Origin of the sequence: Guptibacillus hwajinpoensis, assembly GCF_005144865.1 — a bacterium.
Classification (GTDB): domain Bacteria; phylum Bacillota; class Bacilli; order Bacillales; family Guptibacillaceae; genus Guptibacillus; species Guptibacillus hwajinpoensis_A.
Genome location: NZ_SWFM01000004.1, coordinates 242,917 through 260,374 on the forward strand (window position 1 = coordinate 242,917; position 17,458 = coordinate 260,374).

At 40.2% G+C, this 17,458-nt stretch carries 17 protein-coding genes and 1 riboswitch; of the genes, 6 read left to right on the top strand and 11 right to left on the bottom strand.

The window, feature by feature from the left end; translation table 11 throughout:
- The first annotated feature begins 313 nt into the window (after window positions 1–313).
- Genes FBF83_RS15315 through FBF83_RS15325 form a run of 3 tightly spaced genes read left to right on the top strand, consistent with a single transcriptional unit; the run spans window position 314 to window position 2,472 of the window.
- Window positions 314–1,195 carry an ABC transporter ATP-binding protein gene (locus FBF83_RS15315; protein WP_136948022.1) on the top strand — a complete coding sequence of 294 codons (882 nt, stop codon included), beginning with the start codon at window positions 314–316 and terminating at the stop codon, window positions 1,193–1,195.
- Window positions 1,192–1,998: an ABC transporter permease subunit gene (locus tag FBF83_RS15320; RefSeq protein ID WP_136948023.1), complete on the top strand. Its 807-nt coding sequence runs from the start codon at window positions 1,192–1,194 to the stop codon at window positions 1,996–1,998. Before FBF83_RS15315 ends, FBF83_RS15320 begins: the two co-directional genes overlap by 4 nt.
- A 21-nt stretch (window positions 1,999–2,019) precedes the next feature.
- Window positions 2,020–2,472 carry an NUDIX hydrolase gene (locus FBF83_RS15325; protein ID WP_136948024.1) on the top strand — a complete coding sequence of 151 codons (453 nt, stop codon included), beginning with the start codon at window positions 2,020–2,022 and terminating at the stop codon, window positions 2,470–2,472.
- A gap of 117 nt (window positions 2,473–2,589) precedes the next feature.
- On the opposite strand, the gene FBF83_RS15330 is transcribed toward FBF83_RS15325, so the two are convergent.
- Window positions 2,590–4,014, bottom strand: a complete 1,425-nt coding sequence (locus FBF83_RS15330; RefSeq protein WP_136948025.1) for an alanine/glycine:cation symporter family protein — start codon at window positions 4,012–4,014, stop codon at window positions 2,590–2,592.
- A 293-nt stretch (window positions 4,015–4,307) separates the two neighbouring features.
- Between FBF83_RS15330 and FBF83_RS15335 the strand changes: the two genes are divergently transcribed.
- Window positions 4,308–5,411, top strand: a complete 1,104-nt coding sequence (locus tag FBF83_RS15335) for a hypothetical protein (RefSeq protein WP_136948026.1) — start codon at window positions 4,308–4,310, stop codon at window positions 5,409–5,411.
- Window positions 5,412–5,483: 72 nt separating this feature from the next.
- Here FBF83_RS15335 and FBF83_RS15340 read toward each other — a convergent pair whose 3' ends face one another.
- The 4 genes from FBF83_RS15340 to FBF83_RS15355 form a co-directional block, all read right to left on the bottom strand.
- Entirely contained in the window at window positions 5,484–6,011 is a 528-nt protein-coding gene (locus FBF83_RS15340) for a DUF6886 family protein (RefSeq protein ID WP_136948027.1), read from the bottom strand.
- 47 nt (window positions 6,012–6,058) lie between these two features.
- Window positions 6,059–6,505, bottom strand: coding sequence for a GNAT family N-acetyltransferase (locus FBF83_RS15345; RefSeq protein ID WP_136948028.1), 447 nt, complete (start codon window positions 6,503–6,505; stop codon window positions 6,059–6,061).
- Window positions 6,506–6,670: 165 nt separating this feature from the next.
- Window positions 6,671–6,862 carry a hypothetical protein gene (locus tag FBF83_RS15350; protein WP_136948029.1) on the bottom strand — a complete coding sequence of 64 codons (192 nt, stop codon included), beginning with the start codon at window positions 6,860–6,862 and terminating at the stop codon, window positions 6,671–6,673.
- A gap of 487 nt (window positions 6,863–7,349) precedes the next feature.
- A complete protein-coding gene (locus FBF83_RS15355) occupies window positions 7,350–8,369 on the bottom strand; it encodes a S66 family peptidase (protein WP_136948030.1) in 1,020 nt (339 codons plus the stop codon).
- Between the two features lie 231 nt (window positions 8,370–8,600).
- Here FBF83_RS15355 and FBF83_RS15360 point away from each other — a divergent pair, with 231 nt between their 5' ends.
- A complete protein-coding gene (locus FBF83_RS15360; protein ID WP_136948031.1) occupies window positions 8,601–8,897 on the top strand; it encodes a hypothetical protein in 297 nt (98 codons plus the stop codon).
- Between the two features lie 52 nt (window positions 8,898–8,949).
- Here FBF83_RS15360 and FBF83_RS15365 read toward each other — a convergent pair whose 3' ends face one another.
- Window positions 8,950–9,672 (bottom strand): YebC/PmpR family DNA-binding transcriptional regulator, encoded by a 723-nt coding sequence (locus FBF83_RS15365; protein WP_136948032.1) that lies wholly within the window; start codon window positions 9,670–9,672, stop codon window positions 8,950–8,952.
- Between the two features lie 176 nt (window positions 9,673–9,848).
- On the opposite strand from FBF83_RS15365, the gene FBF83_RS15370 reads away from it, so the two are divergent.
- Window positions 9,849–10,910, top strand: a complete 1,062-nt coding sequence (locus FBF83_RS15370; protein ID WP_136948033.1) for a P1 family peptidase — start codon at window positions 9,849–9,851, stop codon at window positions 10,908–10,910.
- A gap of 42 nt (window positions 10,911–10,952) precedes the next feature.
- On the opposite strand, the gene FBF83_RS15375 is transcribed toward FBF83_RS15370, so the two are convergent.
- The 5 genes from FBF83_RS15375 to FBF83_RS15395 all read right to left on the bottom strand — a co-directional run bounded on the left by FBF83_RS15375 (window position 10,953) and on the right by FBF83_RS15395 (window position 17,073).
- The gene (locus FBF83_RS15375) at window positions 10,953–11,714 is read right to left on the bottom strand and encodes an SDR family NAD(P)-dependent oxidoreductase (RefSeq protein WP_136948034.1); all 762 of its coding nucleotides are present in this window, start codon (window positions 11,712–11,714) and stop codon (window positions 10,953–10,955) included.
- Window positions 11,715–11,803: 89 nt separating this feature from the next.
- Window positions 11,804–12,946: a glutamate 5-kinase gene (gene proB, locus FBF83_RS15380; protein WP_136948035.1), complete on the bottom strand. Its 1,143-nt coding sequence runs from the start codon at window positions 12,944–12,946 to the stop codon at window positions 11,804–11,806.
- Window positions 12,947–13,166: 220 nt separating this feature from the next.
- A complete protein-coding gene (locus tag FBF83_RS15385) occupies window positions 13,167–13,346 on the bottom strand; it encodes a hypothetical protein (RefSeq protein ID WP_136948036.1) in 180 nt (59 codons plus the stop codon).
- A gap of 446 nt (window positions 13,347–13,792) precedes the next feature.
- The gene (locus tag FBF83_RS15390; RefSeq protein WP_136948037.1) at window positions 13,793–14,830 is read right to left on the bottom strand and encodes a ribonucleotide-diphosphate reductase subunit beta; all 1,038 of its coding nucleotides are present in this window, start codon (window positions 14,828–14,830) and stop codon (window positions 13,793–13,795) included.
- 14 nt (window positions 14,831–14,844) lie between these two features.
- A complete protein-coding gene (locus tag FBF83_RS15395; protein WP_136948038.1) occupies window positions 14,845–17,073 on the bottom strand; it encodes a ribonucleoside-diphosphate reductase subunit alpha in 2,229 nt (742 codons plus the stop codon).
- Between the two features lie 132 nt (window positions 17,074–17,205).
- Window positions 17,206–17,382: riboswitch (cobalamin riboswitch) on the bottom strand.
- Window positions 17,383–17,458: the final 76 nt, after the last annotated feature.

A 17,458-nucleotide genomic window follows, 5' to 3' on the forward strand; every position in this document is an offset into this window, starting at 1 on the left:
GGGCGGGCGGTAAGCCTCCTCGGCGCGCAAGAACTTCGCGCCTGTGGGGTCTCACCTGCCCCGCTAGTCCCGCAGGAGTCGAGCATCCTTCCGCTCCAATCAGCTGAGTTTGATTCTTAATACAAAAATTCTTTCAAAAGCAACAACCTTTACGAAAATCGTCTATAGAAAAGAGACTAGAAATAAGAAAAACTTGAAGATACCTTTCAATAATTCATTTCGACATGCTCCTGGTATATCGACATTTTGTCATTTATTCTTAAAGTGAAAGATAAGTATGATTAACGTCCAAAAACAATTGAGGGGGAACCTTATGATTGAATTAAATGGTTTAACGAAAGAGTTCTCTAATGGAAAAGGTATATTTGATGTTCGTTTCTCCATTCCAAAAGGTGAAGTGTTTGGATTCCTTGGACCAAATGGAGCTGGTAAGTCTACGACGATTCGTCATTTAATGGGCTTTATGAAACCAACCAGTGGATCTGCTTCTATCTTTGGAATGGATACGTGGAAAGATGCTGCAAAGATCCAGGAACGGGTTGGGTATCTTCCAGGTGAGATTGCTTTTCTTGATGGGATGGATGGAATAGAATTTCTTAAACTAATTGGTGGCATGCGAGGTCTGAAACAAACGAACTACCGTGATGAATTGATTCAACGACTTCAACTTGATGTTAAAACACCTATACGAAAAATGTCCAAAGGAATGAAACAAAAAGTAGGGATTGTTGCCGCTTTTATGCATCAACCTGAAGTAGTTATTCTCGATGAACCCACCTCAGGTCTTGATCCTCTCATGCAACGAATCTTTATTGATATTGTCAGCGAACTGAAAGATAAAGGCACCACTTTTCTTATGTCGTCTCATAGTTTCTCAGAAATTGAACGAACTTGCGATCGAGCTGCTATTATTAAAGATGGCAAAATTGTCGTTGTTGAAAACATCCATGCTCTTCAGCAGAAACAGAGAAGGTTGTTTGAAGTCACTTTCAGTTCTGCCGAAGAAGCGCAACAAGTGAGAAATCACCTTAACGTGATTTCTGTTAGCGATAACCGAGCTGAAATTGCAGTGCAGGGAGATTACAATCAATTTATACAAGTACTTGGAGCTTATGAGATCCTTAACATCGATCTTCATGAACAGCACCTTGAAGACGTCTTTCTGAATTACTATGACAGGGAGGCGCAAATATGAACATGACGCTATACTTCAAAATGCTTAAGGTCCACGCTAAATCAATCTCAAGCTATGCGATTGGATCTGCCCTTTATTTACTTCTTATAATAGGCATCTACCCTTCTGTTGCAGACGCGCCAGGCCTCAATGAATTAATGGACTCTATGCCTGATAGTTTCTTAGCTGCTTTCGGAATGGAAGGTGGTTTTCAGCACGTTAGTGACTTTATTGCTGGGGAATATTACGGCTTATTGTATATTGTTATCCTTTCGATTTTCTCTTTAATGACATCCTCCCAACTCATGGCGCGACTTATTGATCGGGGCTCGATGGCCTATATTCTAGCCACACCTAATTCCAGAAAGAAGGTTGCCTTTACTCAAAGTCTAGTGCTAATAACAGGTCTGCTCATTATTGCTTTAACAACAATGCTTGCAGGTGTAATTGGGACGGAACTATTGATCGACAATAAACCGTTTGAGGCTATGACTTTTATTAAAGTGAATCTTGTTGGATTGTTATTGTTCTATGCCATTTCCGCCTACTCTTTTCTCTTCTCTTCATTACTAAATGATGAACGCCAAGCACTTGGAATATCAGGATTAATAACAATAGTATTCTATGGTATGGATCTGATAGGAAAAATGAGTGACAAGCTCGATTGGTTGGTAAATCTCTCTCTATTCGCAACATTTAGGCCGGTTGAAATTGCAAGAGGTTCTGTCGAGATTTGGCCTTCTGTCACGTTTCTATTCATTCTTGGGACAGCTCTATACGCACTTGGTATCATTCTCTTCTCAAAAAGAGATCTTCCTTTATAATAGGTTGGAGGGGGAATTCATTTGAACTACGTAAAAGAGCTACGTGATTTGGTTGGCCACCGCCCGCTCATTCTTGTTGGTGCAGTGACATTGATCCTTAACAAGAATGACGAGATCCTCCTGCAGTTACGGAATGAACGGAGTAAGAGATGGGGCTTGCCTGGGGGATTAATGGAACCTGGTGAATCAACAGAAGAAACGGCTACAAGAGAGACTTTTGAAGAGACTGGTTTAACTGTTGAAAATCTTACTCTCTTCAAACTTTACTCTGGAGAAGCATTTTTCACTAAAGCTGATAATGGCGATGAGTTCTATTCTGTTACAACTGCCTACTACACTGATGAGTGTTCAGGATCGATCAAAGCAAATCCAGATGAAAGCTTGTCATGCAAATATTTCTCCTTTGATGAGCTACCTGAAAATATGGTAGGCAGTCACAGACGCATGGTTAGTGATTATTTTAATAAGAATTAGTCGAAAGCAATAGAGGGCTACGCCTTCCATTGCTTTTTTATTTAGTACTAAACCGAGATTTTGATTATGGCCAAGAAAAAGAGCCTGATCTACAGGCTCTTTCAAAACTCGTTGGGATTATCCTGCCACTTTCTTCTCTTCACGCTTTTCGTCCCATGCCTCTGTTCCCTCAATTCCAAGTGCAGTAGGGTTGAAAACAGGGTTCTTTCCTGCCTTACGTTGCGTTTCGTAATCCTTCAATACCTTCATTGCGACTTTCGCTAACATTCCGATCGCAATCAGGTTAATTACTGTCATTAGAGCCATGAATAGATCTGCCATTTTCCATACAAGACTTAGACTAGAAACAGAACCAATCAATACGAATGCCATCGTAGCAACACGGTAACCGAGAATCGCTTTCTTGCTTTCCTTGATAAACTCAATGTTCGTTTCTCCATAGTAGTAAGAACCTATAATTGAGCTGAATGCGAATAGGAAGATTGCCACTGAGATAAAGATTGCTGCCCATCCACCAATGTGTGAATCAAGAGAATTCTGAAGCAATTCGATACCAGATACTTCACCAGTTCTGAATTGAGGAGCAAGTAAGATGATAAATGCCGTAGCAGAACACACAAGAATTGTATCCACAAATACGCCTAATGATTGAATAAGACCTTGCTTCGCTGGGTGTGAAGTCGTTGCAGTAGCTGCTGCGTTTGGCGCACTACCCATACCAGCTTCGTTAGAGAACAACCCACGTTTTACACCATTCATGATTGCAGCACCAATTGCACCACCAACCGCTTGTTCAAAACCAAACGCGCTTTTAACGATTAATGCAATAACAGAAGGTAATTCTGTGATATTCATGAACATGACAACTGTTGCGATGGTTAGATAAAGAACGGCCATTACAGGAACGATTACACTTGATAAGTTTGCAATACGGTGGACACCACCGAAGATAACTAACCCTGTAACAGCTGTAATGATTAAACCAACAACTAGGCGATTCATACCAAACGCGTTTTCAAATGCTAGCGCGATCGTGTTACTTTGAACTGAATTAAATATGAGTCCGAATGTAATCGCAATTAATACTGCGAAGATAATACCTAACCATCTTTTCTTGAGACCTTTTTCTATGTAATAGGCAGGTCCACCACGAAACGCTTTCGAATCTTTGATTTTGTATACCTGGGCCAACGTACTTTCAATGAATGCCGTCGCTCCACCTAGAAGTGCTACAATCCACATCCAGAAGATAGCACCGGGACCACCAAGCGTAATTGCTACCGCAACACCCGCTAAGTTACCAGTTCCTATACGAGTAGCTGCGCCAACACAGAATGATTTAAACGGCGATATATTCTTCGAACCATCTTTAAACTCCGGCTTTTCTCCAAGTACTCTTACCATTTCCCCAATAAAACGAAACTGCACAAACCGTGAAGCGACCGTAAAGTAAATCCCGATTCCGAGTAGTCCTGCGATTAGAACATAACCCCAAAGAATGCCATTCCATGCATCAACCATACCATTCATAAATTCCGCCATACCCCATTCGCCCCTTATTCGTTCTTTTAATTTTCTGAAATTTCTATACTTTTATTATACAAATAACCCGAATTAAAGCAAGACATTTTTCGACAGAATTTAAAAATCAAAATACTCATGAGGATGGGCATTAATTATGTAGTTTTTGACAAGTTCAATACCTTGTCTCCTTCAACCACTTATTTCGACCTATTTTTACTTTAATACACTAAAAACCAGTTTTTATGTGTTAGAATTGTGGAATTATTTCAATCGAAATACATCACTATAAATGATATAAGGAAGTGAACAACATGAGGAATTTCTACCTGCTACTTCTTATTGCACTCGTTGCGATCATCTCTGCTTGTTCTGACTCTACCGCCACTTCATCCAATAAGGATGATAAGAAGTCAGAACAACAAGCATTGAACGAAGAAGACACGAGAGAAGCAACCACTCAGCCAGAAGAAGAATCACAACAACCATTTGAACCGATGAAACCATCAGAGAATGCAAAACCTTTAGAGGAAACGATGTCCAAAGAAGAATTAGCCAAGATGCCTGTTGTTGAAGCTCATGGGGCCGATCGTACAAGAAGCACCCCTGTTGGACAAACGTTAATAGAAGGAACGACCGATCAAACGGACGGTCTTTTAAAGAACTATCGGCTTGTTGCCTATTATGGACAACCAAATTCGACGAAAATGGGCATCCTCGGTGAAATGGAACCAGATGCACTAATGTCTAAATTAAAAAAACAAACGCAGGCGTACTCAGATGCTGATCCATCTCACCCTGCGATTCCTACAATCGAACTGATTACGACAATTGCTCAGCGTGATCCAGGACCTAATGGATTATATTATCATATGACCTCTGAGTCAGACATCGATGAATACGCAAAGCTTGCGAAGGATAACAATGCACTACTTATGCTTGACGTTCAGCTTGGACGTGACACCGCTCTTCATCAGGTGAAGTTACTTGAGAAATGGCTGAAGCTTCCTTACGTCCACGTTGCAATTGATACAGAATTCCACGTCGATGAAGGCCAAACACCAGGCGTCGATCTCGGTAGTGTGGACGGCGCTGAAGTTCAAGAAGTTGTAGAATACGTATCCAATCTCGTGGAAGAACAGAATTTACCTGATAAGATTGTGCTTGTTCACCAATTTACAGATCATGCCGTCACAAACAAACAGAAAATTAAACCAACTGACAACGTTGAAGTTGCTCTTAATTTCGATGGGTATGGTGACTACGCAACTAAAATGTCGCTCTATCGCAAGTTCGTTCGCAATGACCCGGTACAGTATGGTGGATTTAAGATCTTCTATAATAAGGACAAGCCAGTGCTGTCACCTGAAGAGGTGTTGAAGCTCGATCCTAATCCTGCGATAATTAATTATCAATAAAATCAAAAGCTCAGTCTTCCTCTTGGCGAGGAAACTGAGCTTTTTAATGGATAAGCGTTATTATGGTACGTCTCATACGTCTTCTCTTCCTTGAGCAAATCCCATTCTACACATTGACCACTTGAAGCTTGTTTGTTGGATCTCATCACTAATATCCCACAAGTTATTTACAACACGTAATTCAACATTCCTTGAAGATAATGCTTGAAATAAATCAATCACTTCAAATTTCGCAATCGGAATTTGTGTCGTTTCACTTATGTAGTAACCAGCATTGTCATCCTGAAGTGTAAACTGCCTTGTATCAAATTCATACAGGGTCAAGTTCGTATTCTTCATCGTTTCAAACCATTTGTTCTCAATGACAATCATATGTGAAGAGGATTTGGCTGATAAATAGGTTTGCTTATCACTTTCCGAAGTATTCGGTCCAACATGATAACAAACACGCGGACAATTCCTAGGCGTTAAGAAATTCGGCAGGCATTTGTCATTAATTGCCCACACAAATTTCTTTGTTTGATCCAAATCCATTCGAGTAGGACTTCGAGGTTTAAATAGTTCAATATGGTCTTCTTCACTTACATGATATAACCGCACCGGCTTGCCCCCTCAAAAGTAATGGACTGTCTCAAGTATTTTGTTAATTAGCTTACAAGCGATTTCACCATCGTATAATAGCAAGTTCCAGGAGGATAATCCTTTATTTCACCTACTACCTGATAGCCATTCATCTCATAGAAAGTTCTGGCTTGAAACTCAAATGTTGTTAACAGAGCGTTCTTTGCACCCTTTTCTATTCCAATGGTTTCAACTTTCTTAAGTAACTCTGTACCGATTCCATGTCCTCTAAGTTGCTCACTTATCCAGAAAACATCTATTTCAATCCAACTCCAATAAACCTCAGCCGTTATGCCTCCAATCCATTGGCTGTTTTCATCAGAGACAATAAGGTTGATTGGTTCTACATAGCCTTTTGTTCTTGATAACTTGTGTTGAAAGGAATGTTCATCGTTAAATTCTTTTATCTGATCCTTCATAAACCTCTTGAATTTTTCATCTTCCTTAAGTAAAGCCTCTACCTTATAGTCCATCGGCCTTCTCCCTTCTACACTTAATTCCAATTATTTCAAAGGATTTAATTTACAGCAATCTTTAATTGCAAATAAATAGGGCTTATCCATTAAGGATAAGCCCCCTTTATACTATTAAGTCTTTTTATGAGTTTTCATTTTCACTTCAAATAAGCTGTGCCTGCATCAATAAAACGTAGAGGCTATCCCTGTAACTAGTAAATATATTGTAAAAAGTGTAAGTAAGATGGTTGTTATGACATATGAGCGCTTAGACTTGAAATCGATCGCAACACCATTGTTTGGATCAACGAACCAACTGTACTGGACAAGTCCATTCGCTAACAATAGAAATATTCCAAATGCAATATTCGTCATGGTTATCTTCCTCCTTACTTCGATTCTATTCCACATTGTATTCCTTCTAGTATGTTATACGAAAGAACCGCACAAAAGTTTCATTATAAAGGTGAAATTTCATGGTCTCACTTTTAGTTCGCTACAAGCTCTTAAATAAAAAATGGGAGTTTTCCCTTCATCAGGGTAAACTCCCCGTATCTCAAAAAAATGATAATAAAAGGCTCTTTTCGGATACTTTGTTGCTATAAAGCGGTTGATTTCCGCTACAGGTGCTCGCTTTCCGCGGGGCGGGCGGTGAGCCTCCTCGTCGCTAACGCTCCTGTGGGGTCTCACCTGTCCCGCTAGTCCCGCAGGAGTCGAGCACCTTCCGCTCCAATCAGCGAAGTGGGGTTCTCTATAGAAAAATCTTTTAGAAGCAACACCTAGCTAATCGGAGCAATAAGCAACAATATCTACAAAACAACCTAAAAAAGATCGACAGCATCTCTTGTTAAACTGATATCGATTAAATAAAATACTGCACAACTGTTCCTTTGCCATTTGTAAGTTCAACTTCAGCATAACATCCATTAATAAACGTGTTTTGCGGTGGAACGTGTCCGCAATCAATGTCATATAGGATTGGAACTTGAATTTCTTCAAATAAATCGTTATAAACGTCCTCAATCACATAATTTCCAACTGGCGTATTTGCTGGACTTCTGCCGAACAATATTCCTGAGCAGTTTTTAAACCAGCCCGCTAATTTCATATGCACTAACGTTCTTCGTAATTCTGTTGTCGACATATCGCAGTTTTCAAAATACCATACAATTGATTCATTATTGATATAGTGCTTACTAAAATTAGATACATTTCCAAAAGGTGTACCTATCAAATGTCGGACTACGTCAATGCATCCTCCTAGTAAACGGCCTTGGACTTTAATATTTTCGTCTGATACAGATTTCCACTCTGTTTGCTCTGTTAGATCAAAGACACATGGAGTCGGTTTATCGAACTGCCATTCTTTTTGGAACTTCTCTGAAGAATGTTGGACAATTGATGCACCAGCTTCAGTTGATAAAACTGATTCCCACATTGCAGTCGTATCATCTGAATACTCGCCTCTTAGATCTACTAAATTCGTACCATGTGCAGTCGCAATACCTGTTTTTAACGTTATAGCCAACAATAAAAGACTAACATCTGAATACCCTAATACCCACTTCGGTTTCATACTATCGAAGTCAATATATTCAAGCGTTTCGATTAACAATTCGCCACCCCAAGGCGGAATAATGATCTGTATTTGTTCGTCTGACATCATCTTATTGAATTCATGAGCACGTGTTTTTGCGGGTGCAGACTTTGCTTTGTCCTGCGTCCAACTTGTCTCTCCAAATAATACTTCATATGAATTAGATTCTAAGCGATCACGTGCAGTGGTCAGTACTTTATGTAATTCAACAGGAGCACCAGATGATGGTGCAGTAACTCCAATTGTCGCTCCTTGAGTTAAAATCGGATAACTTATCCTATTCATTACCTTCTCCTTGTTAACCAATATCGAATCACCACTTTCTTCACTGTTAGATAATCACTAGTCTGTTTTTATTCCCTTTAGCCATCGTTATATTAATACTCCTCAATCCCACATTATTCCTCCTCTTTAAACTATTTTTGCTAAGCAATTCCTGACAATCATTCTATAGGATAAAGCTTTTATATAAGGAAATAATAGGTATTACTCAAAGAAATTGAAAGGAATTTGGTTATGACATTTCCTGTTATCCATACGAACTTCTGGGACGCTGTTCTTGCTGTGCCTGTTGTTATGGTGCTGACTCAGTTAATTAAAATCTTCTTACCTATCCCTCGAACCTATATTCCAACCGTAGCCATTGTATTAGGTCTCTCTATTTCGATATTTTATAGTCATCACCATCATCTTTTGGCAGGTATTTTCATGGGTTATTTTTATGGTTATGCAGCTATTGGAAACTATGCTGCTTTAAAAACTTCGCTTATTGCTCTAAAGAAAAAATTTGCTCAGAAAGAGAAATTCACTTAAATTCAAAAGAGAGGGAACCCGAAATTCGGGTTCCCTCTCTTCGCTCACTCTCTTACTCATCACCTAGGTCAACATTGTGATATACCTGTTGAACATCTTCTAGCTCTTCAAGTGCATCAATCATTTTCAAGAACTGCTCTTGATCTTCCTCTGAAAGCTCCACATCATTTTGTGCAAGCATCGACAGTTCTGCGATCGTGAATTCTGTAATGCCTGCGTTCTTGAAAGCCTCTTGAACTGCGTGGAACTGATCCGGTTCAGCATAGACAATTACAACATCGTCTTCTTCCATGATGTCGCGTACATCAAGATCCGCTTCCATTAATAGCTCAAGTACTTCATCAGCAGATTTTCCTTCAATACCAAAAACAGCTGTTGCATCAAACATGTAGGCAACGGAACCGTTCACACCCATGTTGCCCCCGTTTTTGCCAAAAGTTGAACGTACATCAGATGCCGTACGGTTCACGTTGTTCGTTAACGTGTCGACGATGACCATTGATCCGCTTGGACCGAAGCCTTCGTAGCGAAGCGTGTCATAGTTCTCATCTGCTCCACCTTTTGCTTTTTCAATCGCACGGTCAATGATTGCTTTTGGTACGTTGTATGTTTTCGCTCGTTCTAGTACTAATCGCAGTGCCTGATTAGCAACCGGGTCCGGTTCCCCCTGCTTTGCAGCTACGTAAATCTCTCGTCCAAATTTCGCATAAATCCGACTAGTATTCGCATCCTTAGATGCTTTCTTTTCTTTAATGTTATTCCATTTACGACCCATATTATTTCACTCTTTTCTACTGGAATCTTTTATAGAAACCTTACTTTACTAGCACTCTATGTCCACTCAATTATACCATATTTTTCAGTTCTCATTGTTTAGAAGAATCGTTCATATAGTCGTGTTTTGGAAAAGTGGAAAGAATAGTAAGATGAGAGTAGAGAGGGGCGATTGGTATGAAACAAAAAAGGTTAAGAGAATTTGGAATTGAGATCGGTGAGTTGGAACCTGGAATGAAGAATTCAATTTCGGATGTAGAGGGTGTAACGGTAGGTCATACAACATTAAGCAAAGGAGATATCCAAACAGGTGTAACAGCAATCCTTCCGCATCAAGGAAATTTATTTCAGGAAAAGCTTATCGCATCTAGCTATGTTCTAAATGGCTTTGGAAAAACGATGGGAACCATTCAACTGAATGAACTCGGCACAATTGAAACGCCTATTGTTTTGACAAACACGTTAAGCATTGGAACAGCTGCAGATGCGGTCATTGACTATATGCTTGAGCACAATCCTGAAATCGGGAGAACTACAGGTACTGTGAATCCAGTTATTGGCGAATGTAATGATATGTTTCTAAATGATATAAGGGGGCGAAACGTTCGTGAGAAACATATTCGTGATGCGATCGCAAACGCCACGCCAACATTCGAAGAAGGTTCAGTCGGTGCTGGGACAGGTATGCTGTGTTATTCGTTAAAGGGAGGAATTGGGACTTCTTCGAGAAAAATGAAACTAAAATATGATACATACACAATCGGGGTATTGGTTGTTACAAACTTTGGAATTCTACGTGATTTACGCGTGAACGGAAAGGCAGTTGGCAAGGAACTAAAGGACTCTCTCCTTCAGTCATGGGAAGAAAAAGATAAAGGATCTGTGATGATCATTGTCGCGACAGATCTTCCCGTCTCAGAACGGCAGCTACAAAGAATTATCAAAAGAGCTTCCACTGGGTTAGCACGAACAGGATCTATTATGACAACCGGTAGTGGTGAAATCATACTCGGTTTCTCAACAGCTAACAAAGTTCCACATCAGTACACTTCGAACACTCTTTCCATGGATACAATTCATGAGGAAGAGATTGACACGGCATTTCGTGCAGTAGGAGAAGCTACCGAAGAAGCCGTTTTAAATTCTTTAGTTACAGCTACTCATGTTGTCGGCCGTGATGGTAACGAGAGGCCTGCATTATCTGATCTACTTAATCAATTTGATATTACGCTCTCATAAACAGAAGCCCTGTCATTCACCTGACAGGGCTTCTTACTCTACTTATTTCCGATTTCTTTCCGCATAAGGATAGATCGGGTCTTTTAATTCGAAATCATATGTTTGTCCATCAACAATACCTACTACTTTATTGCTATCATAGAGGTCTAGCATAAAGCCTGCCATTTCTTTAGCTGTATGGAACTGTGGCACAGTACCATCATATTCAAAGGTATCAATATCCCTTGCACGATTTGCAAATTCTGTTTCTGTTGCAGCAGGTGCTAATACTTTCGCTTGCATCTTCGCACCCTGTCCCTTAAGTTCCTGAGCCAACCCTTCTGTGAATGCACTAACAAAGAACTTCGTTGCACAATACGTTACAGCATCCGCTACAATCGTATATCCTCCGCCAGACGATACGTTAATGAGCTGTGTTCCTTCAACATCTGCATAATCACGAACGTAAAGAGATGAAAGAATGGTTAATGCCTCGTTATTTAATCGAAGCATCGTTTCAATCTTAGGAAGTTTTTGCTCGTTAACAGGATCGAAATTACCAAAGCCTGCATTGTTTATGAACGTTTCTATTTCAATATTTTCTAAGCTTGCGTAGAATGCATAAACATTTTCATTTAAGGACAAATCCGCCTCACGAATAATCACATCAAGCTCAGAATTGATCTTGTGTACTTCACTTTTCAATTCTTCTAATTTTGCCGTTCGACGGGCAGCAATGACAAGGTTTTTCCCTCTTGCCGCAAATGCTAGAGCTGCTTCATATCCAATTCCTGAACTTGCTCCTGTAATAACAGTGTACTTCATTCTAACGCCTCCAACTGTATAAGTTATGCCACTTCTATTGTTTACCCTAATTGGAGGATATTATTTACTAGATTCTAACTAAATGGACTTCAAAGTTGACTAGAGTTCCTATCACTCTTGGTTCTATAAGCAACTTCCATAACCAAATGGTTTCTATGAATGACTTCCTCAAATGTAGGTGACTCCATTCTCCATTCGTTTCTTCGCGTGCCGATCATATGCTCTAAAGAAGCTGAAGAATATGCGATTTTCCCTCTTCCTAATAAATCTCCTTCAGCGCCATGAACTTCGACTACATCCCCTTCTTTAAATGTACCCTCTACTCGTTCAATACCTCCATGCAACAAACTTTTCCCATTTGAAACGATGGCTCTTTCTGCTCCTTCATCAACATAGATTTGCCCAGATATATGTGAATGCATGCCAATCCATTGTCTATTAATTGTTACCGAAGATGCCTTTTCACGTTTAACATATGTGCCATCACCGTGACCTGAAAGAATTCTTAGAAGTTTGTAGCTCCCTATTTCCTTCCCTATAAAAACAGTAACACCAAGGTTTAACGCCGTTCTTGCAGCAAGCAACTTAGACCTCATGCCACCTGTTCCAGCACTTGAACCAGCCCCTCCTGCGTTCTCAATCATGTGATCTTCAATTTCAGATAAATGGTTGAACTTGGTCGCATCTGGATTAGTAGATGGATTCGAATCATAGATGCCATTCACATCCGTTAATATAATAAGTTCATCCGCATGAACAAGCCCGCTCACAAGGGCAGATAGCATATCATTGTCACCGAACTTCAATTCCTCCGTTGATACCGTATCATTCTCGTTAATAATTGGCATGACTCCTCGTGCAAGTAGCTCCGATATCGTATCAAAAGCATTTTTATATTGAGCTTGATTAGAGAAATCTGGTCTAGTTAATAGAATTTGAGCAACAGAGACATCTCTCGCTTTAAATTCTTCTATATACGCTTTAATTAGTAGACTCTGCCCGAGCGCAGCTGCAGCCTGCTTTCCTTTTAACGTAACAGGTCTCGCTGGATAACCTAATTCTTTAAAACCTGCTGCAACGGCACCCGAAGAGACGAGAAGCACTTCATGACCTTCCTGTCGTAGATTTGCCAGTGCTTCAACATGATCTACGAGTTTTACAAGGTCAATTTCACCTTTTCCATTCGTTAATGAGCTACTCCCAATCTTAACTACGATTCGTTGCTTTCTCATGATACATCTCCTTATATGAAACCGTTCTATAACGTTTAACAACAATGTTGAAATTTCTAAAATCTTACCACAAAAGCTGAGAATTGTATTGCTTTCTATCACTCAAAAATAAATATTTTTCGTTATGTAGCAATAAAGATAAAAGGAAGGTTATCATATAGAAAAGGACCCTTTGTTAATATACAAAGCGTCCTTTTTTCATATGCAATCTTTAAGGTACTCAAAACTGAGAGAGTTCGATTGTAGGCGTTCCTAAAAGAGCCCAGGTTAGCGTCGAATGGATAGGAACATCAGGATTAGCATCTTGTACTTTCATTTCTTCCAGACGCTTTTGATCTTCTAATTCAACCCATTCCTGTAAACGATTGTTAGGGGCAACATCCTCCATCACGATACCCATACTGTCTCATACATTGATAAACACACGCCTGGTACATCTGATCATTTTGCGCATAATTTTGATAGCAGTAGTTCAGACATTGTCTATAAAGATTATGTGTCTGAGAAGGCGGCAACCCACCAGGTCCAAGCCATGGCTGTTGATGTGGGTAAGGTTGTGGATAGGGCTGTGGCCAGGTTCCTCCATTATAACCTGGAGGTAGACCACCTGGACCAACCCACTGTTGTTGCTGTGGAAAATTCCACCCACCTGGAATAGATGAGCCACCATTAAAAATAATACGTTAATGAGGTTGATGATCGTAACCGTTTGGCAACGAAAAAGCTCCCTTCTTTCAATAATAATTAAGTTCTTTATTAAGTTAGTAGGTGGCCCACTGATTTGTGCCTGACTTTTAGTAAACAAAAAGGAAGGGATCCGTGGATTCCTTCCTTTTTTCAATATATCTACAAATCATCAAATCCATTATCATCTGAAACTTTCGTATACTGCCTGGACTTCTGTTCAAAGAAATCACTTTTCCCTGCGTTAACATCTGAATAAGCTTTAATCCAGCGCATCGGATTTTCGCGATGGCCTTCAAAAGGACGCTCGATTCCAAGCTGATTCACACGTGTATTCGCCATGAATTTAATATAGTCTCGTAACTCGTTCATCGTAATACCGGGGAAACGATTCCCAATGATGTACTCTCCCCATTTCATTTCAAGCTCGGCTGCTTCACGAAATGTATTGGTGATGAAATCATGGTTTTCTTTTGTATTTAGCTCAGGATGTTCATTGAATAATTCCTTCACAATGTTAACGAACAATGTAACGTGAAGCTGCTCATCACGATTGATGTAGTTAATCATCGTTGAAGTAGACACCATCTTTTGATTTCGGGCAAGGTTGTAAAAGAAAGCGAACCCCGCGTAGAAAAATAGCCCCTCAAGGATAATGTCATAGACAATCGATTCAAAAAACGTTTGTGGTGTTGGATTCTGAACAAAGGCTTCATACCCTGAAGCTATAAATTGATTTCGTTCTAACAGCACTTCATCATGCTTCCAGTATTCAAAAATCCGATCCTGCTCATTTTTATTAACAATGGAAGAAAGAACATAGCTATACGACTGGTTGTGCACAACTTCCTGAAACGAAAGCACCTGCATGAGCGCAGTAAGGCTTGAATCTGTTAAATAATCTGCAACCTTACTCGAATAGTCCGTTTGGATAGAGTCAAGAAAAGCGAGAAGTCCGATGATTTTCTTAAAAGTGTCTTGTTCACCCTCACTTAATGCATCCCATTGCTTCACGTCATTCGACATATTGATTTCAAACGGAGTCCAAAAGTTGCCTAGCATATTTTTATACATAGGGTACGCCCAGCTGTAGCGGACGTCATCCCAGTTTAGTACGTTTGAGTTCTCCCCATTAATAATTCCTGTTGAGCTATTCGGTGCAGACACGTCATAGAGTTTTCTTTTCTGTATCGTCGCCAATCCGATCTCCTCCTTTAGCTTGCGCAGCTTTCACAGTCTTCAATATCCACTGATGTACTTCTTGTGTAATACGTTGTTTTCAATCCTTTTCTCCACGCTGTCATATGAATGTGCAACAAATCCTTCGCTTTAACAGTGCTCTGCACATAGATATTGAACGATATCGATTGATCGATGTGACGCTGTCTAGCAGCATTCTGCTCAATGCTCCAAAGCTGATCAATGTGATAAGCCGATTTGTAATACCAGGTCGTTTCAGGTGAAAGATCAGGCGCCGTAACAGGAATTTTATAGTTTTTCTTTTCCTCGGAGTATTCTTTCTGGAAAATTGGATCAATAGATGCTGTTGATCCAGCTATTAAACTCGTTGAACTGTTAGGGGCAACGGCAAGAAGATAGGCATTTCTGACACCATCCACTTGAACCTTTTCCTTAAGAGACTTCCATTTTTCACTAGAATAACCGCGTTGATGAAAGTACTCCCCATTTTGCCAATCAGATCCTTCAAAGAGAGAATAGCTTCCTTTTTCAACAGCAAGCTCATTGCTCGCCTGAATGGTAAGGTAATTTATCGTTTCATATAATTCGTCCGCATAGTTTGCCGCCTCATGGCTCTCCCAAACTATCCCCTTTTTCGCAAGAAGGTGATGCCAGCCAAAAGTGCCGAGACCGATGCTTCTATATTTCTCATTTGTAAATTGCGCTTGAGGCACTTCAATCGTATTAATATCAATCACGTTATCCAGCATTCTCACTTGGATGGGGATTAATCTCTCAAGTACATCAGCTGTAACGGCTCGCCCAAGATTAATACTTGATAGGTTACAAACCACATAGTCACCAGGCGTTTTCGTAATGATAATTTTACCGTCTTTGGTGATCTCCTCTTCAACGGTCGTCGCACTCATATTTTGCATAATTTCTGTACAAAGATTTGAGGCATAGATCATACCTGCATGCTTATTCGGATTCGCGCGATTGACCGTATCTCGATAGAACATGTATGGCGTCCCAGTTTCCAATTGAGACTTCATAACACGCTTCATAATCTCAATTGCCGGCACTGTTTTTCTTGAAAGTTCAGGATGATTCACGCACTGCGCATATTTCACGCGAAACTCTCCTGCTCCTTTTTCTTTGTCATATACATCTTCCAGAGAGAACCCCATCACCTGACGTACTTCATGAGGATCAAACAAATGCCAGTCGGCCCGTTCTTCTACCGCTTCCATAAAGATATCTGGTATACAAAGACCAGTAAAAAGATCATGTGTCCTCATTCGCTCGTCTCCGTTGTTTAACTTCGCATCAAGAAACTCAAAAACATCTTTATGCCAAACATCAAGGTAAACGGCGACTGCTCCTTGACGCTGTCCTAGTTGATCCACACTAACAGCTGTATTGTTTAATTGCTTCATCCACGGCAAGACACCTGAGGAATTTCCTTTGAATCCTTTAATGTCACTTCCACGTGAACGAATTTTACCAAGATATGCTCCAATTCCTCCACCATTCTTCGATACCGTAGCGACATCTGTATTGCTGTCATAGATTCCTCTCAGACTGTCATCAACAGTATCAATGAAACATGAACTGAGCTGACCATAACTTTTCCCAGCATTAGATAGAGTTGGAGTCGCTACCGTCATATACAAGTTAGATAATGCCCAATAGGCTTCCGCTATTAGATCTGCTCGCTGGTCCTTTGGTTCATTCATCATCAGTGTTAGTGCAATCACAAGAAACCGTTCTTGAGGAAGTTCGTAAGGATTCTTGTTATGATCTGTTGCAAGATAGCGATCAGCAAGCGTCCGCAATCCGATATATGTAAAAAGACTGTCTCTTGAAGGGACTATTAACGCTGCTGCCTGCTCAATTTCTTTTTGGGAATAAGATTGAAGAAGCTTCGGTGTGTAAATGCCTTCTTCTGTTAGTTTTTGAAGCAGTCGGTAGAAGCTCCCTTTTCCATAGACACTTGACTCACTTCGGTTGTTTAGTGACGAACAATAAAGCGAGCGAAGGTGAAAAGCAGCCGCAATGTATGTCCAGTCAGGTTCCTCAACTGTAATTCGTTCGAGGGAATGTAGAATAAATATGTTCCTGATATCCTCTTCTTCAATTCGTTCTGCCACGCTCATTGTTTTTTCGATAAAGCTATCGCTCGAAAGCTTAGGGTATCCTTCAATAAGTGTTTTAGCTTCATTCAACAGATCGTTCTTTGTGAATTCTACGATTGAACTCATTTAATTCTCTCCTTTTTAACCAAATTAAAAAGCTCACCCCGGAAAGAGTGAGCTAAGAGAAAACGACAAGTTAAGAATGCAGAAAAGCCGCATTCAGTCTGCCATTTCTCATCCTCAATCCCCGAAGAATAGAAACGTTCTTGAATACACGGCAGGTCTACTGGCTTGTGCTTCCTCCTCGGTAAGCCTTCCCGGAGAAATCTCCAGTGGCTTCTTACCTCGTCCACACGACAGTTGCGGGGACAGCTCCGGATTCAGACCGGATTCCCTATTAAGTCGTTATACGACACCGCATACTCAATTAGTTTAATATGATGGATTTAACCCATATATAGTATTACGAAATTAAAAAACACACTAAATGTTGATATCCTCATCTTACATC